A 21,455-nucleotide genomic window follows, 5' to 3' on the forward strand; every position below is an offset into this window, starting at 1 on the left:
ATTTCATAATGCAAATTATTATCATTGCGATTTTATTATATTCCTGGATACGCAGATGAGTATTGCATTATTTTACGGCACCACAACTGGCAACACCGGTGATATCGCCGTTAAGGTTAAAGAACATCTTGATGATGTTGAGTTGTTTGATGTGAAAGACACCCCGGTCAGTGTGATCGCGAACTACGACCAGCTCATTTTTGCAATTCCAACCTGGGACTACGGTGAAGTACAGGAAGACTGGCTGGAAATCTGGGATGAAGTGGATAATCTGGATTTTACCGGCAAGACCGTCGCGTTCATCGGTCTGGGTGATCAGTACGGATACGCCGAATGGTTTGTCGATGCTATGGGCATGCTGCACGATAAGGTTGTTGCCCGTGGCGCGGAAGCTGTCGGTTACTGGCCAAACGAAGGCTATGAGTTTGATGAGTCTAAGGCACTGACGAAGGATAAAAAATTCTTTATCGGCCTGGCGCTGGACGAAGACTGCCAGCGTGAAATGACGGATGACCGGGTTGAAGCCTGGTGTGGTCAGGTGATGGTGGAGTTTCTGTAAACACCTACTGAAAGAAAAACGGCAGCCTCGGCTGCCGTTTTTTTTTGCAAAGCGGTTCGGGAAATGACAGTGGTCTGTTCACCGGTCGATAGATGCCTGACGGCATTATTTCTAGCATGTGTGCACTGTGTAAATCACGAATAAATTCTACCGATCGAGTGCATAGAAAGATGAGTCATTCATGTAAAGTAAAATCCGGCTGGCTGATTGCAGCGGCGATAGTAAGTGCCTGTGGTACAGCATCTTCTGCTGATGTGAAGTCCGCCGCTGATACTGTAGTTGTCACTGCCCGTTACTGGGAAGAACCTGAAGATAAGGTGCCTGCCAGTACCGATGTCATTGATGGCGATAGGTTAGACGGTGAAGTGACGGGGCTGGACCGTTATATCAGTAATATCCGTATTGAGGAGTCATCGGTGCAAACCCGTGTGGCTATTCGGGGCAGTACCGGGTATGACACCGGATTACAGGATCCGGTTGGGTACTATGTTGACGGCGTAGCACTGCCGCTGGGCGGGACTCAGTTGCCTCAGTTATTTAATCTGGAACAGATCGAGCTGATAAAGGGCCCGCAGGGGACACTGTATGGCCGAAGCTCAGAAGCGGGTGTGATTAAACTGGAGTCTCAGCGCCCTGACTGGGAACCGGCCGTGTCTCTTGAAGTTCAGACCGGTGTTACTGACGGTGCCAACGGTAAAGAGCCTTCGCATGTTGTCAGCCTGCGCGGTTCAGATGAGTTGATTGCTGATCAGTTAGCCGGTTCAGTAGCCCTGCGCTATGAAGACACTCAGGGGCCGTTTGTAAATCTTGCTGATAAGGATGACCACAGCGGTTCTGTTAAAAACTGGAGTTTATCTTCCGGGCTGGATGCCCAGATCAGTGATGTGACAGACGTGCGTTTTCGCAGCCTTTTGTCTGAAGAGGACTCCGGCAAGTCCCGGTTGCGCTACAGCACCGGCACAAATGCGACTGATCGCTTTACAACGAACTACAACAGCCAGATTTTCGACGATACTCAGTCAGCCATTCACTCACTGACGATTGATCATCAGATGGAGAATTTTGATGTGGTGTCGGTGACCGGCCTGACGAATTTCCGGCGGGATTTCCGGAATGACCTTGACCTGACTACCTTTGCTATCCCCGAGACGTTGCTGGATCTGGATGATGACATGCTGTCGCAGGAAGTGCGGCTGGAATCTGACCGGGATGAAGATTTGCGCTGGTTGGCAGGGGTCTATCTGTATAAACAGAAAACCGATGTGGATTTCACTATTGGCGGCAGCCTGGCGCTGGCCCGTTCTACCCGGGAAACCGAGATTGATCAGCATGGTCTGGCCGGTTTTGGGCAGGTTGAATATGCGCTGTCTCAAGACTGGAGCCTGACACTGGGAACGCGGGTGGAGCGGATCAGCAAAGACGGCAGGCAAAATTACATAACCACAGCTGGAAATTCTTCTTACAGTGCGGATGTGAGTGAAACCATGGTGTTGCCAAAGGCGACACTGGCGTATCAGGTATCGGACAGCGGTATGATTTATGCCTCTGTTGCAAAAGGGTATTTGCCGGGGGGCTTCAACTATGGATCGGCGCAGAGTGCCAGCTCATTCACCTATGACTCCGAAAGCAGTGTGAACAGTGAAATCGGCTATAAGGACCGCTACCTGAATAGCCGTTTAGGCTTTAGTGCTGCCGTATTTCATATCAAAACCCGTGACAAGCAAATTGTTGATCTGCAACCCGGGTTTGTACAGAGCATCGCAAATGCGGCTGAAACGACCAGTTACGGGGTGGAATTGGGGGCCGATTATGCAATTACACCGGCCTTGTCTGTATACGGACATGCTGGCCTGATGCGCACAGAAGCAGATAAGTTCGACACCACTGTTTTTTCAGGCGGCAGTTTTGTACCGGTTAGCCGCGCGGGTAACGATCTGCCACTTGCGCCGGAGTTTACTTACGGGGCGGGTGTGCGGTATGTCGCCAGCCAGGGCTTGTTTGGTGATCTGAGTGTGAACGGCTCCGGTGATTATTACTTTGATTCCGCGAATACACTGAAACAATCCGGCTATTCCCGGTTCGATGGTGAGCTGGGATATCAGTTTGACGGCTTTTCAGTCTCGCTGGTGGCTGAGAATATCTTCGATGAAGAGATCATCAGCCGTGCAGTATCCACCTCATCCGGTACTGTGGTTGAAGATACCGCGCCGCGTTATATAGGCATTAAATTAGCAGCAAACTGGTGATCGTAAATGGATTTTAGTCACTCTCGGTCAGGCCCGGCGCAATCATGGCTGCTGGATCTGATGTTGGGGCCGGTGCGCTGGCAGTTGCTTCGCAGCGGGTTTGAATTGCAGGTTTTTGATTATCTGCCGGAGCCAAAGACAGCACCGGAGCTGGCTGACAGTCTGGGGTTTAAAGCGGAAAAAGTGGCGGTATTACTGGATGCACTGACGAGTCTTGGTTTTTTGCAAAAAACTCATGGTCAGTATCGGTTAGTGGAATCGCTTAGGCCCTTTCTGATCAGTGACAGCCCGCAATCTATGCGTGAAATGTTACTTCATCTTGCCAGGGTTAAACATTGTGATATGGATGACATGCTGAATGTGCTGAAAACAGGTGAGTCGGAACATGTATCTGCTGATTTCGCCCGGCCTGAGTTTTGGGACCGGGCAGTGGGAAACCTGCGTTCTTTTCATGCAAGTTGCAGTAACCGGGTTGCATTACAGCTTTTAAAGTCGTTGCCTGAATGGGGGCAGGTAAGGTCCATACTGGATTTGGGGGCAGGATCAGAGAATCTTGCCGTTAGCCTGGCAGAAGGGCATCCGGATCTGAAAGTCAGGGTCTTTGACCTTGAGCCCTGCGCCAGCCGTATACGTTCTGCTATATCGTCACGGTACAGCCAGCAAATTACCGTGGTGGCGGGGGATTATAATCATGATCCCCTGCCGCAGCACAGCGATCTGATCTGGGCGTCAATGTCGCTTTATTATGCAAAAGATCTGGAGTTGTTGCTGACGGAGTTGCGTGACTCGCTGAATGAACAGGGCATGTTGGTTTGTCTGCATGAGGGGTTAACTGCAGAGCGCACTCAGCCTGAGCACCATGTTGTCGGTCGGTTTGTGCCAGCATTAAATGGTATCGATGTATCGTTTAATCATGGTGATATTGCTGCAGCGATGACACAAGCCGGTTTTACCCGGGTCTTAAGCAGAGGTATTAATACCCTTTACGGTCCGATGGATTTAGATATTGGATATAGATAAACAGGATGAACAGAGGAAAGAGACGTTATATCCCTTGTTCGGCATTTAATGGTTTTAAATGGCTTTCTGTTCGGGGTTCGACATTCAGGCGCATTGCCTTCTGTCACACTCCTGCGTGATATCAATTATTGCAGGAAGTTCGTATGTCTCAGTCGGATAAACGTCAGAATTCAGGCCTTCGTATTGCGTTACCATTATTTTTTGCGCTGATAATGAATGCTGCAGCCCATGCTTACTTTACGATTACCTTCCCTGCTCTGGGCCGTGAACTGAAGCTGACTGATCTGGATTCCAGCCTGATTTTGAGTATTTCTGCGGTGGTGATGATGCTGGCTGCTCCTGGCTGGGGCTGGTTGTGTGAATCATGGGGGCGGCGCCGGGTTATTCTGACAGGGCTAATTGTTTCGGCCTGTTCGAGCATCACGCTGGCGCTGGTTATCGGTATCCGTTCTGAGTTGGCGATGATGGTACAGTGGCTTTTTCTGACTTTGCTGACCATCAGGATTGTTCATACCGCATTGTCTGCTGGTGTTCAGCCGGCGGCACAGGCTGTTATTGCTGATCTGACGCTGCGGGAAGGGCGTGCGCGCGGAATGGGATTCATGGGGGCTGCCTTTGGGTTGGGCACGATTGCCGGAGGTTTTTTGGCGCTGTTGTCAGGCAGTCATTATCTGGTGGCAGGTTTCTTGTGTATCGCTGCAATGTTGTCGGTTTCGGTGGTGGTACTGGTCTTTAATTTTCAGGAGACAGGCCCGGCTGAAAAGCAGGCCTTACAGGCTGCATTACCTCTGAAAGCGGTTCTCCCATATTTTCTGACCACGTTACTTGGGCTCAGCATGTACAGTGCTTTACAGCAAATTACCTCTTGGCGATTGCAGGACGGTTTTGCCATGGCGTCACATCAGTCTGTGCAATTTACCGGTGCCATTATGATGGCGACAATGATTGCGATGATAGTGACTCAGGGAGGTTTGGTTGTCAGATTAAAATGGTCAGCGCAAAAATTGCGCCTTACAGGCCTGTGTCTGATCGCACTGGCATTGCTGGTAGCAACTGTCGTTATAACACCGTTTATGTTGCTGGCGGTAATGATGATGTTGGGTTTGGGGTTAGGCATGCTGTTGCCCGGTAATCTGGCATTGCTAAGTTTGGCGGCGGGGAACAATCAGCAAGGAAAAATTGCCGGTATTAATGGGATGTGTCAGGGGGCCGGGCTCGCTTTGGGGCCGGTCAGTGGCTCACTGCTTTATAACATAGATATGCGTTTACCGTATTTGCTGGCGGGTATTTTATTTACATTGCTGACTATATACGGAGTTTATATGCTGAAACGAACCGGGCAAACCGTTTCTGTGCCCGGTTAACGGTTGGAGTCTGTTCCGCGGTATTCGGAGGGCGAGTGGCCGAACTGTTTTTTGAATGACTGAGCAAAGTGGCTGGCGCTGCTGAAACCGCACTGGAAGGCGATATCTGTAATGGAGCGTTGTGGGTCTCGCAGATATGTACAGGCCCGTTGCATCCGGTAACGTCTCAGCCAGTCGAATACCGTCGCGCCGTAGTGTTTTTTAAATTGACGGTTAAGCCGGGTATGACTCATGCCGGCTTCCCGGGCTAATTCTGAAAGTGAGGGCGGATGTGCCAGATCTCTGATGAGCAGGTTGGTTATCGCTTGTAAAGACGGATCTTCTGCTGTGTGTGCCGGCTGCGCCGGTGAGATCCAGCGTGCAATAAGTTCAAGGGCTCTGGCTTCGGCAAGAAGTCTGTCGGTGGCTGAGAGCATTGGATTATTGACCAGATCTGAAATCCACTGGTCTGGTGATTCCTGATGGCCTAAACGAATCATCTGATTGTTTGAAATTAACATGCAGATATCGTCTGACGCTTTAAAGGCATTGTTAATGCGTTCGGTGGAGTATTTGATCACTGACATTTTGGTGTGAATGCCAGCAGGAGTATGGCGGCAAATCTCGGTACCACCGGTGTTTATGAGCCAGACATCCCCTTCTCTTACGGTGCATTTCTGGGGGGTGTCTGCAAAGCGAAAATCGCTATAGCCTTTGAGGCCAAAAATGAGCAGTGTTGTTGCTTTGTTGTAGCGTATGTTGGACGCAAAGTTTTGACTGAACATACAGCTACTCACAGTGCAGCAGATATCAGGGCAGATATAGCTTGTCAGAAACTCTGTTTTCCCTCTGGTGACGGGCAGTGATTTCTTACACCAGGTGCCCATCTCAGACGGGCTGCAGTTCAGGTAACGCTGATCGATCAGCCATTGTGAAGCTGTTACTGCGTCCATATACAAAACCTTTCGATGTGTTTTAATGATTTAAATAGTAATAATTATCAATTGCACTAACAAGAGAGGGGTAAGTAATTCTGAATAATATTGTGGGTTATTTATTCAATGTCCGAGTTAGTCTGTTAATGACATTGTTTATGCACTGAAGATCAGCGAAAATAGCCGCCAATCATGATTAACAAAACGGCTGACAGATGATCCTCTGTGATAGTTTCTGCAAGTGTGGCCGTCGCTAACCCGGAAGATTTCCATCCATGTCTAATTCTGCCCTTCTTCACGAAGTTGAGTCGCGAAGGACCTTTGCGATTATTTCGCACCCCGATGCCGGTAAAACCACCATTACCGAAAAACTGTTGCTATTCGGGAACCTGATTCAGAAAGCCGGTACCGTAAAAGGTAAAAAGGCTGACCGTCATGCCACATCTGACTGGATGAGCATGGAGCAGGAGCGGGGTATCTCGGTTACCTCTTCTGTGATGCAGTTTCCCCACAATGGCCGGATTGTTAACCTGCTGGATACGCCGGGTCACGAAGATTTCTCGGAAGATACTTATCGGACGCTGACCGCTGTGGATTCAGCCCTGATGGTGGTAGACGGTGCAAAAGGTGTCGAGGACCGGACCATTAAGCTGATGGAGGTTTGCCGCCTTCGTGATACGCCGATTCTTTCTTTCGTGAACAAAATGGACCGGGATATCCGCGATCCGATTGATCTGCTGGATGAAATTGAAGAGGTCCTGAAGATTGCAGCGGCGCCGATTACCTGGCCAATCAGCATGGGTAAGGATTTCCGCGGCGTTTATAACCTGTACACCGATATTATTCATGTCTTTACGCCCGGCCAGGGGAACATTATCCCTGATGATATTCAGGTGAAAGGTCTTGAGTCGGATGAAGCCCGCGAGTTACTGGGTGATTTATACGATGACTTCCTGGATGAGATTGAACTGGTACGCGGTGCCAGCCATGAGTTTGAGCTGGAAGAATATCTGACAGGCCGTCAGACCCCGGTTTACTTCGGTACAGCGCTTTCCAATTTTGGTGTACGTGAAATGCTGGACGGCTTTGTTGAGTTTGCACCGGCCCCGGCTTCCCGTGCAGCAATGACCCGGGATGTTCCGGCTGATGAAGAGAAATTCTCCGGATTTGTCTTTAAGATTCAGGCCAACATGGATCCGAAACACCGTGACCGGATTGCGTTTATGCGGGTGTGTTCCGGCCGTTATAGCAAGGGTATGAAGATGCGCCATGTGCGTATCAAAAAAGATGTGAAAATTGCCGATGCGGTGACTTTCCTGGCGGGCGACCGTTCCAATGTGGAAGAAGCCTGGTCCGGTGACATTATCGGCTTGCATAACCACGGCACGATTCAGATCGGTGATACTTTTACTGAAGGGGAAGAACTGAAATTTACCGGCATTCCGCACTTTGCGCCGGAAATGTTCCGCCGTGTCCGGGCAAAAGATCCGCTGAAGATGAAGCAGCTGCAGAAAGGCTTGCAGCAGTTGTCTGAAGAAGGGGCTGTACAGCTGTTCCAGCCGATCACTAAAAACGATCTGATTCTTGGCGCGGTGGGTCAGCTGCAGTTTGAGGTGGTGGTTTACCGTCTGAAAGATGAATACAAGGTTGAGTGCATCTATGAACCGATCAGTGTGGCAACTGCCCGCTGGGTTGAGTGCGATGATGAGCGTAAACTGGAAGAGTTCCGCCGTAAAGGTGGGGATAACCTGGCACTGGACGGCGGCGGTTTGCTGACCTATCTGGCCCCGACACGGGTTAACCTGAGTCTGACGGAAGAACGCTGGCCTGATCTACAGTTCCGGGCGACCCGCGAACACTGAGCCAACCGTTTTCAGAAAACCGCTGCAGTTGAAGATTGCAGCGGTTTTTTTATGCCTGTGATTCAGCATATGATAAAGACAAATAGTTGCGACAGTTCTTGATCAGGTAGCGCGTGTGGACATTATCGACAGTCATTGTCATCTGGATTTTCCGGTCCTGCAGTCTCAGTTGCAGGATGTGTTGCGGCGGGCTGATGATGCCGGTGTCCGGCAGTTTATTGTGCCGGGGGTGAACCGGGCGAACTGGGACGGGGTTATCAGTTTGGGGCAACAGTATGGGAGTATTCATCCGGCACTGGGAATACATCCGTGTTTTCTTGATGCTGACAGTGAAAAATCCCTTACAGTACTGGCTGACTATCTTTCTGAATATACAGCGGACGTGGTGGCTGTCGGAGAGATCGGTCTTGATTTGTATGCGTCAGACAGCGACCGGGAGCGGCAGTTAACTATTCTCAATCACCAGCTCCGGCTGGCGGCTGATTTTGATAAGCCGGTTATTCTTCATGTGCGTAAAGCCCATGACCTGATGTTGCAGCAATTGAGAAAAATCAGGCTTTGCGGAGGCGGCGTTGTGCATGCTTTCAGTGGCAGTGAACAGCAGGCCCGGGAATATATAAAACTGGGATTTAAGTTAGGGGTCGGTGGGAGCATCACCTACGAGCGGGCTAAAAAGCTGCGCCGGACTTTTGCCAGCCTGCCTCTGACTGCTCTGGTGTTAGAAACCGATGCGCCCGATATGCCTTTATGTGGCTATCAGGGAGAGATTAATTATCCGGAACGGGCCGCGCGGGTAGCGGGTGTGCTGGCAGAACTGCGTGGTATTGATCAGGGGGAGATTGCCGCTGCAACCTTGCAGAACACACGGCAGGTTTTTCGGGTCTGAATCTGTAGCAGACTGTATTTTCCGTTATAAATATTTGAATGCTCGTAATGAGTGACTAAGATTTCGTTTGTGTCCGTTTCTGTGCTCTTATTAAAGTTTATGGTCGAACGGGCGTTAGGAATATTGGCAGGTGTGTTTAGCGCGCAGGGGTGAGCGTTAAATGTGTTTATGTCTGCATAGTTACCTGAGCTCAGGGGTGTACGGAAAATCAGACCGTTTGCACGGATGCAGGTTTTGTCAGATTGCCGGGGAATGAAAAGGATTCTTCCCTTATAAAAACAAAAGTTGTATCGCAAGGGGTTGATTAATGGGAAGTATGCAAACTGTCACGCCAAAAATTTTGGTGATTGACGATGTTCATGCAAACCTGAAAGCAATGCGAGTATTGTTAAAAGATATTGCCGCAGAGGTAGTGACTGCTGATTCCGGAAACAACGGATTAGCAATGGCGCTGGAAGAACATGTCACGTTGATTCTTCTGGATGTGAATATGCCGGGGATGGATGGTTTTGAAGTTGCTCATTTACTGAGTGAAATGGAAGAGACCCGAAATATTCCGATTATCTTTATTACCGCCTTTCAGAATGATGAAGAAAAGCGCCTGCGTGGCTATAACGCAGGCGCTATCGATTATATTCAGAAGCCGGTAAGCCCGGATATTCTCCTTTCTAAAATACAGATTTTCCTGAATATGTGGACCCTTAGGTTCGGGCTTGAACAGGAAATATCCCGCCGTCGTGAAGTTGAAAAAGAAATCGAATACCTCGCCCAGCACGACGCCCTGACACACTTGCCTAACCGCCGTCAGTTACATATCGAAATTGAACGGATGATCGACCGCACAACCCGCACGAAAGAAAAGTTTGCTGTTTTGTTTCTGGATCTGGATGGCTTTAAGCGGATTAACGATGAGCTGGGCCATGAAGCAGGCGATGCTTTTCTGAAAGATGTGGCAGATCGCTTCAGCAGTCAGATACGCAGCTTTGATGTTATTGCCCGTTACGGTGGCGATGAGTTTATCGTGTTGCTGTCTGATTTGTCCGACTCGCTGGCACTGACAAACCGGCTGAAACAGCTGACCGCACAGGCGCAGCAACCGTTTAGCTGGGAAGGTAATGATTTAACGGCCGGTGTCAGTATTGGTATATCGGTTTTTCCGGACCACGGAGCCGATGGCGATACCCTGATTAAGCGAGCTGATGCCGCCATGTATCTGGCAAAGGATGCAGGTAAGAATACTTTCCGTTTTTATACCGACGAGCTGAATGAAAGTTTACAACGGCGTCTTTTGCTGGAACGGCATATTCAGGATTCCCTGATCAGAGAGGAGCTTGAAGTATATTATCAGCCGATAGTCCGAACTGACGACGGTTTGCCTGTCGGTGCAGAGTCGTTATTACGCTGGAACAGTCAGGACCTTGGCGCTGTGTCTCCGGCAGAATTTATTCCGGTGGCAGAAAGTTGTGGGATGATTCAGCAACTGGGTATCTGGGTGTTACGCCAGTCAGTGGCGACGATGGAACAGTGTCCGGGGATTGCCTTCAGTGTGAATGCGTCGGCATTACAGTTTAATGATAATAATCTCTGTGCAGAACTGATCAGCTTGCTCGAAAGCGGTGCGCTGGCGGCGGATAAAACGGCTATCGAAATCACCGAGGGACTATTGCTGTCGAATACTGATGATGTGGATGCCCGTCTGGAAAAAATACGCCAGATGGGGATCGGCCTTTCAATCGATGATTTTGGTACCGGCTACTCTGCCCTGGGGTATTTGAAGCGTTGTCCGGTAAACAGAATTAAAATAGACCGTACCTTTGTCGCCGGTATTCCGGAAGATACGGAAAGTGTTGCGCTGGTGCAGGCCATTATTGCCATGGGGCATGCGCTGGGGCTGGAAGTGATTGCTGAAGGGGTGGAAACCGAACAGCAATGGCATTTCCTCAGAGATGAGAAGTGTGACATGGCGCAGGGGTACTATTTTTCCCAACCCTTACCCCGGCAGGAATTTATTGAATATTTGCAGTGCAGTCGTTAACAGTACAGTTGTATCGCAGTAGTGGCGTGTTATTGCCTGGCAAGCAACAAGAGCAGCATTTATTAAGACGGATCTGAATATTATGACAATTAAACGGCTAATACTGACAACGTTTATTACGATGTTACTGTTTTCGATCAGCCTGGTTACGGTGGTTTTACTGGTGTTTACCAACCAGAAAGCACTGATTGAAAGTTACGAAAACCGTTATCAGTCCTATTTGCTGGCTGATCAGTTACGGCAAAGCTCCGATGATCTGACCCGTTTTGCCAGAACCTATGCCATCACCGGCGATGAGCGCTATCAGCAGTATTATCACGATGTACTTGATATCCGTGACGGTAAAAAACCCCGTCCGGAGGAGTATGAGCGTATTTACTGGGATTTCTTTGCGGCCAGAGATGTTGCGCCCCGCCGGGACGGGGACACTGAATCGCTCCAGAGCCTGATGGAAAAAGCAGGGTTTGACGAGGCGGAACTGGCTAAGCTGGCGCAGGCTGAAGCTAACTCCAATGGTTTGGTACGGACCGAGGAAGTTGCCATGCATGCAATCGTCGGACAGTACGAGGATGCCATGGGGGATTTTACGGTTTCCGGTACGCCTGATCAGCAAATGGCGAGTGAGTTGCTGCATAACCGGGATTATCATCTGGAAAAAGAGCGCATTATGCGTCCGCTCGATGAGTTCTTTGTGTTACTCGATACACGCACTTCTGGCGACGTCGCCGGTTTTCTGGGGCGTAGCGATAATCTTTTACTTGTCCTGAAAGTAATGGCGGTTGCGTTGCTGTTGTTCTCGCTGGGGCTTTCCTGGTTGCTGGTAAGAATTGTGCTTAAACCGTTAGGCGGTGAGCCGGTTACGATGAACCATATAGCCAACTCCATATCCAGCGGGAATCTTGATCTGACGTTTAATGATAAAGCCACTGAAGGCAGTGTGTATCATGCTCTGAAGCTGATGACAGCTAATCTGCGTGAAACCAGTGACGCCAGTAAACAGCAGGCCTGGCTGCAAGAGGGAATGGTGTCTGTCAGTGATGTTCTGCGTCAGGAACGGGATGTTGAGGTAATGTCAGAGGTGACATTGCAGGTACTCGCCAGATATGTAAAGGCTCAGGCCGGCAGCCTGTATCTGTGGCGCGACGCTGAACTGGATGACGGACAGGGACTGTTGGAGCGGGTGGCCACTTTTGCTCATATGGATGTTGGCCGGGAAAACCGGCGTTATCAGCTCGGGCAAGGCTTAATCGGGCAGGCGGCCGCTGAAAATAATATTGTTGTTATTCATGATGTGCCGATGGGGTATCTTACTCTGGCTTCAGGTTGCGGTCAGGCAGAACCGCACAGTCTGGCTTTGGTGCCTTTTTCGTTTCGGAATGAACTGCGGGGCGTGATTGAATTAGGTTTCCTTAATCCGGTAGATGATTCTGTCATCACGTTACTGGAGACCTTGCGGGAGCCGCTGGGCATTGCCTTCGAAAACGTGACCACACGAAATACGCTGAGTGTCGCGCTGAAAGATTCACAAAATCTGTCAGAAGAGTTACAGACCCAGCAGGAAGAGCTGCGGATCATGAATGAGTCGCTGCGTTCGAAGAGCAGCGATCTGGAAGCGCAGAAAGTGGCGCTGGAGCAGTCACAGAAAGATATTCAGATCAAGGCGACTGAGCTGGAGCAGACCAGCCGCTATAAATCAGAATTTCTGGCCAATATGTCCCATGAGCTTCGTACACCGCTGAACAGCTTACTGATTCTGGCACGTGCGCTGGCCGGCAATGATGAAGGTAACCTTTCTGCGGATGAAGTTGAGTCGGCAGAAGTCATTCAGGACAGCGGTAAGCACTTACTGAATCTGATCAATGATATTCTGGATCTCTCCAAAGTCGAAGCCGGAAAAATGCTGGCCAATGATGAGAATATTGAACTGACCCGTCTTATCCGCAGCCTGAATCATCGTTTTACGCCGCTGGCGACAGATAAAGGAATCAGCTTTTCAATTACCCGGGAAGCCGAAGTCCCGGAAAACTTTGTCAGTGACTATGTCCGTCTTGAGCAGGTGCTGACTAACCTGATTGGTAATGGTGTGAAGTTTACGCCTGAAGGGGCTGTTAGCGTCCGGTTCAGTTTGCAGTCTGATGCGTCCGGTGAAAACTGGCTGGCAATCGCGGTGTCCGATACCGGTATCGGTATTGCGGAAGCGCAGCAGGAAAATGTTTTCCTGGCCTTCCAGCAGGCGGATGGATCGACGACCCGGGAATTTGGCGGAACCGGGCTGGGCTTATCCATCAGTCGTGAGTTTGCCCGCTTACTGGGAGGAGATATTGAAGTCCAGAGTACACCTGGTCAGGGAAGTACATTCACACTGCGAATTCCGGCACGTAAGACGGTGTTACCCGCAAAAACTGTTTCAAAGCAGCAGGTTGTGGCTACCGCTGAAGCCGGGTTTGAAGCGGCTGATCTGCTGGAGCCTTCGCTGAACAGGGTGCAGGATCTGAGCGAAGATGACCGCCACTGTCTGGATGCAAGCCGCCCTCTGTTTCTGATTGTTGAAGACGATCCCAAGTTCGCCAGAATCCTGTATCAGACCTGCCATCAACAGGGCGTTCAGGCGCTGGTGGCCGGTGATGGCGAAACTGGCCTGATGCTGGCAAAACAGTATCCGGTTACCGGAATCGTGATGGACTATATGCTGCCGGGCATGGATGGTGATGATGTTATCAGTCAGTTGCGGGCGGATGAGGCTACCCGGCATATTCCGGTACATGTAATGAGTGCGCTGGATAATCTGGCTGATCTGAGCCAGCGGGGGGCTGACAGCCAGTTAGTTAAACCGGTTACGAAAAAACAGATCGTCGATGTTTTACATCAGATGTACGGTGCCAGTCAGCCGCAGAAGTCCCGTTTACTGATTGTGGAAGATGACGCAGCCGGTAGTCTGGCGTTGCAGCGGTTACTTAAACAGGATCAGCTGGAGCTGGATTTCGTGCATACGGGCAACGGTGCGCTGGATGCGGTTACCCGGCAAAAATATGTGGCAATTATTCTGGATCTGGGATTACCGGACATGACGGGCTTTGAGGTATTGAGATCGCTAAGTGATCTGCCTCAGGAGGTATTGCCTCAGGTGATTGTGCATACCGGTAAGGAACTGACAAACGATGAATATCTGGAACTGAGCCAGTACACCGATAAAATTGTTATCAAGTCTGCGCGTTCACCGGAGCGTTTGCTCAGTGAAGTGTTCCAGTTCCTGAATGATGTCAATTCCGAAGAACATGCGGAGGTCAGCGCGGCAGTATCGGCGCCGGTTGCCGCGGCTGAATTACCGGAAACCGGTTCTGCAGATAAGCCGGCTGATCTGAGTGGGCGGACAGCGTTGCTGGTGGATGATGATATGCGTAACACCTTTGCGCTGGCAAAAGTACTGCGTAAGCAAAAAATGACTGTGCATATTGCGCCGAGTGGCCTTAAGGCGCTGGAACTGCTGGATGATACGGACGGTATCGAGCTGATTCTGATGGACATTATGATGCCGGAAATGGACGGTTATGAAACCATTGCCAGAATCCGGGATGACAGCCGTTACACCTGTTTACCGATTATTGCGCTAACAGCTAATGCCATGCCGGGCGACCGGGAAAAATGTCTGCAGGCCGGTGCTGATGACTATGTATCAAAGCCTGTGGATGTTCAGGAACTGATGGTACATATGCAGCGGTTACTTTAGATATGGCTGCTAATCATAGAATAACGGCCCGGGAATCATTCGGTGACGGGCTGTTTACGCAACCGGTACTCACGCCGCTGGAAATGGATGAACTGGAGCTTCTGCTGGAAGCCCTGTACCGTTTTTGTGATTATGATTTACGCCAGTATGGACGCCGTTCGCTGATGCGGTTAATTCAGAATGTGCTGGCCGAACACGGCCTTGAGCATGTGTCAGATTTAATTCCCCTGGTGGCGCATGATCTGGATTTCCGGCGCAATGTCATTGACCGTCTTACCGTCAGCTATTCCGTTATGTTCCGTGATCCGGAGCTGTTTAAGCGTCTCCAAGACGATGTGTTGCTGTATTTGCAGTCATTTCCCCGGTTGTCGGTGTGGATCGCCGGTTGTGCCGACGGTGAAGAGGTTTATTCGCTGGCGATCCTGCTGGCAGAAGCCGGGCTGTTGGAACGTACTCAGTTATACGCCACAGATATAAGCCCCGGGGCACTCGAAAACGCCCGTTCCGGTATCTTGCAGCGGCCACTGGATGAAGATGTCGTTGAACGTTATCAGGCTTCCGGGGGTTGCGGAGAGCTCAGGGATTATTTTTCACCGGTAGGTGGTCAGCTGAAACTGAATGATCAACTGTTGCAGCGTATCGCGTTCGAAAAGCATGATTTGGTGCAGCAGCCCAATCATGTATCCGCGCATTTGATCCTGTGCCGTAATGTATTTATTTACTTTGGCCATGATCTGAAGAACAGGGTGCTGGGTAAGCTGGCAGATGCACTGATGCCGGGCGGTTTTCTGGCGATTGGTGTTGAAGAGAACATAAGCCTTTGTGAGTCTTACCGGCGTTTTGATATTTTAAGCCGAAAAGCAGGGCTGTTCAGGAAGAAGCTGGGACGCTGACAGTGCTGTTGATATTGCTTTCCGGCTGCTGTCGTGCAGCAGCCGGTTCACGGAAGTGACTCAGGTGTTGCTCATATCACTGAATGGATTGTCGATTTTCAGATCAACCGGATTTGCGTATCCGGGCAGCTGAATCTCGCTGTCGGTCATCTGTAAATCTTCGCCGGTCAGCACGTTATGATCGTAGCGGTAGATAGGTTTACTCAGCCCTTTGACGGAATGTTCGTCATAGTCTTTTGCGCTGGTCAGGGTTTCCGCCAGTTTATCCTGATACCGGGCCATTGCTTCTTTACCGTGACGTTTGGTCAGCATTGCGGTTGTGACTGCCGGCGACAGCATAACCGCACTGGCGTTATTGCCTCCGAATCCTTTGGAGTTCAGAATCACCGAGTCCATGCCGTCGGTACCTACCTGCATATGCTGGTTGCTCAGGTGCAGATTGCTGGCGTGAATATCATCGGCAAAGGCCGGCGTGGTTATAATGCCGGGAATAATCCCGTGTTCCCAGACGCCCAGAGAGAGGTTCAGCTGATCACCACCTGCAGTGCCCTGGGAATGTCCCAGGTAGCATTTCATTGCCGCTACTTTCCAGTCGGAAATATTAAATGCTTTGGCGGTTTCATTGATAACATGAGATTCCGTGACCCGGTTCTGCGGGGTGCTGGTGCCGTGGGCCTGTACGAAGCTGCGCTGGCGCAGTGATGTTTCACCCAGCATGCTTTTTACCAGTGATGCGGCTTTGCCCATGGTGATGTAGTTACCAATGCCGGGTGCGGAAATGGACTTTTTGTGGCCGTCTGCGTTTACAAATACTTCCGGAATAGCACCGTGAATCTGAGCACCTAATTCCAGTGCCAGATCATCGCTCATCAGCAGGGTAAACTGACAGGATTCTGCAATGGTAAAACCACAGTTTTCACCAAATGGCCGGCAGGCGCGGCGATAGTCTGCATCGCTCAGTTCACTGAGCTTATCCAGTGCCAGCAGGGCCTTATCTTCTGCCAGTGCACCCATGGCACGGAAGCCTTCAATAATTTCCGGAGTGACGGGTGCATCGCTGCCGCCAACCAGCACGACTTTACGACGGCCGCTGCGAATGTCGTTCACCGCACTGCGCAGGTTGTACAGGTAAGTTGCACAGGCACCCAGCGCACCACCGGTCACGCCAACACTGCCAAGAATGTAGGCATTAATAAAGTCAGCGGGCATTTGGGCATAGCCCAGTGGCATATTCTTGGAGGTGGTACGTTTTCCGATCGACGGGAATTTCACCAGACCGCCAAACCCCAGATCGTCCAGCTGGCCAATCGAGTTGCTGGCATAAACACCGATCTGATCCGGTGCTACGTTATCGGCAATGACATCCCACGGAATACCGGCTGAGTTCAGGGCATCGGATGCACCGAATACGGTCATTTGCAGATTGCGCGGATGGTTACGGGACTGGTACAGAGTGCCGGGTTTAAAGCCGGTCGGTAACTGGCCGGCAGTGCGTACCTGGGCACCACGGGTGTCCGGTAAAATGGTATTCAGTTCGCCGCTGAAGGTAACTTCCACCTGATTGGCATTGAGTTCTGTTACCTGCCAGTTCTCCGGTATCTGCTGAGGCATCTGACGCTTGCGCAGGGTGAAAGTGACCGTCTCAGAGGTGTTCAGTTTAGCGGGTTGGTTGAAAACAACGTTATTGATGTCGAAACAGTCGTTTTCAATACGCCGGATCAGGGTGTTGTTTTTCACCTGTTCGGCAAGATTTTCGGCAAGTTCTGTCACCGGGCGCTGCTTGCCTTCGGCATCAACATAATGGCCATTTTCAAATCCGGCCAGCCCCATCAGTGTTGCCAGATCCAATAATGTTTCTGCGCGGCTCGTCTCATCCAGTTCGTCCAGCACAAGGCGACGATAACCGTGGTGAAAGGAACTGCGACCGGCAGGGCTGATGCCGCCGAAACCTACAATAACCGGGAGTTGAGACAAGGGACTTTCCTCGGAACAGAATCTTACAAATATATTAACGACCGATTCTATAAGTTGTAACACGTACTGACTAGGGGATAGGTGGGGGAATTTTCATAAACTCAGTAATTATTCATATTACCAGACTATAATTTTTAGCATTCCGGCTGATGTGTATGTTTTTTACATCAGGTATGGCAATTTGTGGAAAAGATGCTGAATTATTTGCTCTGGCTGGAGTCACAGCCAGTGGCGTAGCCGGGTAGACCGGCAGTGAAAGAATGTTGAGGTATATTTATGAAGAAATTAACTGTCCTTGCCTGTGCGCTGGTGTTAGCAGGTTGTCAGACACTGGATCCGTATACGCAGGAACAAAAAACCGGTAATGCGACTAAAGGTGCCGGGATAGGTGCATTGGCCGGTGCTGTTTTAGGGGCGGCTGTTTCCAGTAAAAGTGACCGTACCAAAGGCGCAATCACCGGTGCGCTGGTGGGCGGTGCTGTTGGTGGCGGTATCGGTTATTACATGGATCAGCAAGAGATGTTACTGCGCCAGGAGTTGGAAGGTACCGGGGTGCGGGTTGAGCGGGTTGGAGATGAAATTCGCCTGATCATGCCGGGGAATATTACGTTTGCGACTGATTCGTATAATGTTGCCCCGGGTTTCAACGGTGTGCTGGGCTCTGTGGGCAAAGTGCTGGTGAAGTTTGATAAGACGATCGTAAATGTGGACGGTTTTACCGACAGTACCGGTTCTGCTCAGTATAACCAGGAGCTTTCTGAACGCCGGGCGGCATCCGTTGCTCAGTATCTTGCCAGCACCGGGGTTTCTGATCTGCGGTTGCAGGCCCGTGGCTATGGTGAACGCTATCCTGTGGCCAGCAACGATACTGCTGCCGGGCGCTCGCAGAATCGCCGGGTAGAGGTTCAGATTCGCGGTACTCAGCAATAAACTGTTGCCGTACTGCTAAGTAAAAAAAGCCGGGTAGCTGTTACTGAACAGCCCCGGCTTTTTTGTGTCTGCGGGATGTTGTGCTTCAGTGGGTAATGACGACGTCATCCGGCTGAATATTGTAGGTAGAGCCTTCCTGTGTCAGGCGGCCCACCGAGAAAAACGGCTGAACATCCGTAACAGTGATACTGCTCTGGGTGTTAGTTAGCTGAATATTTTCGCTGATGCCGTTGGTGTAAAAGCTGGATTTACGGTAAACGCTGAGGCGGTCTCCGATGTTGATGCCTGCCTGTGAGCCGGCATTGAACCAGATGAAGCTTCCGTCGGTCCGGGTGATACTGGCAGAAAAGGGTTTGCAGCGTAATTCTGTCTGGATATCGTCAGTGATCTGGCTGAGTAACTGTTGGGTCTGAACGCCGTAATCCTGTTTCCAGTAGGCTGCGCTGGCAAAGCCTATTTTCGCTTCAGGCGCCAGATTCCAGCGGCCCGCCATGACGTATTGTTTGTTGAATAGCAGGGCACCGCTGAAGCCGTCATGGATAAACACATCCACAACCAGGTTGCGCAAATGACGCTTGCTGCGGTAATCCTGACGGTTATAAAAATCCACCAGTATGTTGCGTTTAAGTGCGATGGTATCCGGGTCGTGCATGGTCATGTCACGGATTACGCCGGAAATAACGTATTGCACATCTAGCTGCTGGATCTCTTGTAAGACTGTGGAAATCGCGCCGGCAGACAGTTGCCTGGAAGGGGCCGTCAGTAATTCCGGGTGCATGGTCAGCAGTCCGGCGTTCCGGGCTGACAGACCGGTATTTTCGTTTATGTCATGGGTGAGTTGAGTGCTGAATCCTGACTGGATGTTTTCCAGTGACCCCAGGATTGCCTGGGTGGGTGTCAGCAGTGGGAATGCCGTAATTGCCAGAGACTTCATGTAACCCTGGCTGCGGGTGCCGTTTTTGCAGTCCGCTTCGTATTCAACGTTGGCCCTTATCCTGACATGCAGGGTCTGGTTACGGATGACTTCATCAATTATTTCTATGTCGTTAACCTGTCCCAGGGTTTTGATTTGCATGTTATCGATGCTGAGTACACCGTCGGTGACTTTCTGGGTGCTGCTGACAAAGACACTGGCCTGTAATGATGCCTGTTGGGAAGCGTTGCGGATGGCGTTTCGGCGGGCAGAGTCAAGGTCACCGTCGAAGATCATTGACTGGCCCTGAGCTTCAACGGTAATCGCAGTGCTGAGGGACGACGTTGCCAGTAAGCAGGCGGCAAAAATTACGCGTAACAGATTAAACATAAGCTTCGGGTCACCGATAACAGTACATATATGCGTAGAGAATATGTCATTCAGGTGGATAAGATAGCATTCTCTGCAGAAAATTATGGTAATTTATCCTGACTGCGGTAAAGGTCTTGCCTGTGGCGACACAGATGTGACTTTTGCAGTTTCCTGAAAGCGTATAATGGCAGATGTGACCAGTTGATGAAATATTTAAGACAACTTGCTATAGGTCTGATAATAATCGGGATAACCGGCTGTTCAGCTCCCCGGAATGAGACTGTGAAAATTCAGCTCGACAGTATCAGTCCGGAAGCTGCCCAGACACTGCGTGAAACACAGACTGAAGCGGTACAGGCCGAACGTGAAGCCCTGACGCGGGAAGTCATTATGGTCGATGCTGTTTCCAACGGCACTGATGCGATGAGCGAAGTCGTCGCCCAGATGGCCGTACAGATTGATACCGGACTGGCAAAGAACCGGGTAAAAAAGCTGCCGATTGCCATTCTGCCTTTTAAAAATCTTGACGGGAAAACAACACCGTCGGGGTTGGGAGAACGGCTCAGTGAAAGTATGATTTTTCAGATGCAGCAGCATGGCTACAATCTGGTGGATTATCGGGCAGTGAGCCTGAATACTACACTGAAGAATCCATTGTCCCGGGATAACCTGTCTTCAATCCGTAACCGTTTCCGGATTCATTACATACTGACCGGTACCTATGCCCGTCATCCGGATGGTCTGGTGATTAATGCCCGGGTGCTTGATACCACAACCCGGCAGGTGATGGCGACCGGCCAGTCCCATGTATCGGTCGCCCGTCTGGAAGGTGAAATTCCCGGATATGATCCGCTGGCCAGTGATGCCGCCGGTATGATTATTGAAAATGGTCAGGGGAGAGCGCAATGATCACTATCACCGCTAAGGTATGCCGGATTCTGCTGGTTGGAATACTGGGTATTGCTCTGGCCGGTTGTGAAACCTTTGTTGAATCAACCAAGGATATTGTCAGTGCCCTTCCTGATGTGCCGCCGCGGGTTGATGATACGCCGCTGCCGCCGGACTGGGTGCAGGTCACCGGCTATGCGCCGATCAGTTTGCAGTCGGGACTGAACCGGCAACATAAAATTCTTAACGCCATCAAGGCGTCCAAGCTGGATGCATACCGGGAGCTGACAGCGGTGGTGCATGGTCAGCATCTGGCCGGCAGTACCTCTGTTCAGGATATGATTTTGCAGAGTAATTCCTTTCAGGGGGCCGTTGCCGGGATCATTCGGGGCGCCCGGGTGGTGAAGAGTTATCCGGTTCAGGATGATGTATATGCCACTATTCTTGAAGTGGATCTGAACCAGCTACAACGGGCCTGGCGGAACAGCCAGTAACCATGAGGCAATAAAAAAGGGCATGTGAGATGCCCTTTTTTATGCCTGAATCGTTTTACGCAGGCTTTTGAGTTTTTTCAAATGCTGCCAGCTGTTCCGGTGTGGCTTTCTGCTGGTGGTTGGCTTTCCATTCAGTGTAAGGCATGCCGTAAACCTGTTCACAGGCGTCTTCATAGCTCATTTCTACACCTTGCTCGTCAGCCGCAGCTTTGTACCATTTGGACAGGCAGTTGCGGCAGAAGCCTGCCAGAATCATCAGATCAATGTTTTGTACGTCTTTGCGGCTGTCGAGGTGCTTTACCAGGCGGCGGAAAGCGGCTGCTTCCAGTTCGGTTTGTTGTTGCTTATCCATGTTTATTCCTTACATTGGCCTGCAGT

The 21,455-nt window shown here is 50.6% G+C and carries 16 protein-coding genes; 12 read left to right on the forward strand and 4 right to left on the reverse strand.

All coding sequences use genetic code 11. The annotated features are described in order from the left end of the window. The first annotated feature begins 55 nt into the window (after nt 1-55). The 4 genes from fldB to PCI15_RS03560 all read left to right on the forward strand — a co-directional run bounded on the left by fldB (nt 56) and on the right by PCI15_RS03560 (nt 5,189). A complete protein-coding gene (gene fldB, locus PCI15_RS03545) occupies nt 56-559 on the forward strand; it encodes a flavodoxin FldB (RefSeq protein ID WP_205659349.1) in 504 nt (167 codons plus the stop codon). Between the two features lie 170 nt (nt 560-729). After that, entirely contained in the window at nt 730-2,805 is a 2,076-nt protein-coding gene (locus PCI15_RS03550; RefSeq protein ID WP_271272992.1) for a TonB-dependent receptor, read from the forward strand. A 6-nt stretch (nt 2,806-2,811) separates the two neighbouring features. Continuing rightward, on the forward strand, nt 2,812-3,825 hold the full coding sequence (locus tag PCI15_RS03555; RefSeq protein ID WP_271272993.1) for a methyltransferase: 1,014 nt from the start codon (nt 2,812-2,814) through the stop codon (nt 3,823-3,825). A gap of 143 nt (nt 3,826-3,968) precedes the next feature. Continuing rightward, nucleotides 3,969-5,189: an MFS transporter gene (locus tag PCI15_RS03560; protein WP_271272994.1), complete on the forward strand. Its 1,221-nt coding sequence runs from the start codon at nt 3,969-3,971 to the stop codon at nt 5,187-5,189. On the opposite strand, the gene PCI15_RS03565 is transcribed toward PCI15_RS03560, so the two are convergent. Next, nucleotides 5,186-6,121 carry a helix-turn-helix domain-containing protein gene (locus tag PCI15_RS03565; RefSeq protein ID WP_271272995.1) on the reverse strand — a complete coding sequence of 312 codons (936 nt, stop codon included), beginning with the start codon at nt 6,119-6,121 and terminating at the stop codon, nt 5,186-5,188. The two genes, PCI15_RS03560 and PCI15_RS03565, sit on opposite strands and share 4 nt — an antisense overlap. 257 nt (nt 6,122-6,378) lie before the next feature. On the opposite strand from PCI15_RS03565, the gene PCI15_RS03570 reads away from it, so the two are divergent. The 5 genes from PCI15_RS03570 to PCI15_RS03590 all read left to right on the forward strand — a co-directional run bounded on the left by PCI15_RS03570 (nt 6,379) and on the right by PCI15_RS03590 (nt 15,506). Continuing rightward, nucleotides 6,379-7,965 carry a peptide chain release factor 3 gene (locus PCI15_RS03570; protein WP_271272996.1) on the forward strand — a complete coding sequence of 529 codons (1,587 nt, stop codon included), beginning with the start codon at nt 6,379-6,381 and terminating at the stop codon, nt 7,963-7,965. A gap of 115 nt (nt 7,966-8,080) precedes the next feature. After that, nucleotides 8,081-8,851 carry a TatD family hydrolase gene (locus PCI15_RS03575; RefSeq protein WP_271272997.1) on the forward strand — a complete coding sequence of 257 codons (771 nt, stop codon included), beginning with the start codon at nt 8,081-8,083 and terminating at the stop codon, nt 8,849-8,851. A gap of 307 nt (nt 8,852-9,158) precedes the next feature. After that, nucleotides 9,159-10,886 carry a putative bifunctional diguanylate cyclase/phosphodiesterase gene (locus tag PCI15_RS03580; protein WP_271272998.1) on the forward strand — a complete coding sequence of 576 codons (1,728 nt, stop codon included), beginning with the start codon at nt 9,159-9,161 and terminating at the stop codon, nt 10,884-10,886. An 82-nt stretch (nt 10,887-10,968) separates the two neighbouring features. Next, the gene (locus PCI15_RS03585; protein ID WP_271272999.1) at nt 10,969-14,613 is read left to right on the forward strand and encodes a response regulator; all 3,645 of its coding nucleotides are present in this window, start codon (nt 10,969-10,971) and stop codon (nt 14,611-14,613) included. Nucleotides 14,614-14,615: 2 nt separating this feature from the next. Then, on the forward strand, nt 14,616-15,506 hold the full coding sequence (locus PCI15_RS03590) for a CheR family methyltransferase (protein ID WP_271273000.1): 891 nt from the start codon (nt 14,616-14,618) through the stop codon (nt 15,504-15,506). A gap of 60 nt (nt 15,507-15,566) precedes the next feature. On the opposite strand, the gene PCI15_RS03595 is transcribed toward PCI15_RS03590, so the two are convergent. After that, nucleotides 15,567-17,480: a beta-ketoacyl synthase gene (locus tag PCI15_RS03595; protein WP_271273001.1), complete on the reverse strand. Its 1,914-nt coding sequence runs from the start codon at nt 17,478-17,480 to the stop codon at nt 15,567-15,569. A 276-nt stretch (nt 17,481-17,756) separates the two neighbouring features. Between PCI15_RS03595 and PCI15_RS03600 the strand changes: the two genes are divergently transcribed. Next, nucleotides 17,757-18,410 carry a YiaD family glycine zipper/OmpA-like lipoprotein gene (locus PCI15_RS03600; protein WP_271273002.1) on the forward strand — a complete coding sequence of 218 codons (654 nt, stop codon included), beginning with the start codon at nt 17,757-17,759 and terminating at the stop codon, nt 18,408-18,410. Nucleotides 18,411-18,495: 85 nt separating this feature from the next. On the opposite strand, the gene PCI15_RS03605 is transcribed toward PCI15_RS03600, so the two are convergent. Next, nucleotides 18,496-19,713 (reverse strand): flagellar assembly protein T N-terminal domain-containing protein, encoded by a 1,218-nt coding sequence (locus PCI15_RS03605; protein WP_271273003.1) that lies wholly within the window; start codon nt 19,711-19,713, stop codon nt 18,496-18,498. A 264-nt stretch (nt 19,714-19,977) separates the two neighbouring features. Here PCI15_RS03605 and PCI15_RS03610 point away from each other — a divergent pair, with 264 nt between their 5' ends. Then, nucleotides 19,978-20,604 (forward strand): FlgO family outer membrane protein, encoded by a 627-nt coding sequence (locus PCI15_RS03610; protein WP_271273004.1) that lies wholly within the window; start codon nt 19,978-19,980, stop codon nt 20,602-20,604. Continuing rightward, complete coding sequence (locus PCI15_RS03615) at nt 20,601-21,077, forward strand: LPP20 family lipoprotein (RefSeq protein WP_271273005.1); 477 nt, start codon at nt 20,601-20,603, stop codon at nt 21,075-21,077. The genes PCI15_RS03610 and PCI15_RS03615 overlap by 4 nt, the downstream gene beginning before the upstream one ends. A gap of 55 nt (nt 21,078-21,132) precedes the next feature. Here the strand turns inward: PCI15_RS03615 and PCI15_RS03620 are convergent, their stop codons facing one another. After that, nucleotides 21,133-21,429, reverse strand: a complete 297-nt coding sequence (locus tag PCI15_RS03620) for a DUF1244 domain-containing protein (RefSeq protein ID WP_271273006.1) — start codon at nt 21,427-21,429, stop codon at nt 21,133-21,135. Nucleotides 21,430-21,455 lie beyond the last annotated feature (26 nt).

This window comes from Aliamphritea hakodatensis (genome assembly GCF_024347195.1).
Taxonomy (GTDB): Bacteria; Pseudomonadota; Gammaproteobacteria; order Pseudomonadales; family Balneatricaceae; genus Amphritea; species Amphritea hakodatensis.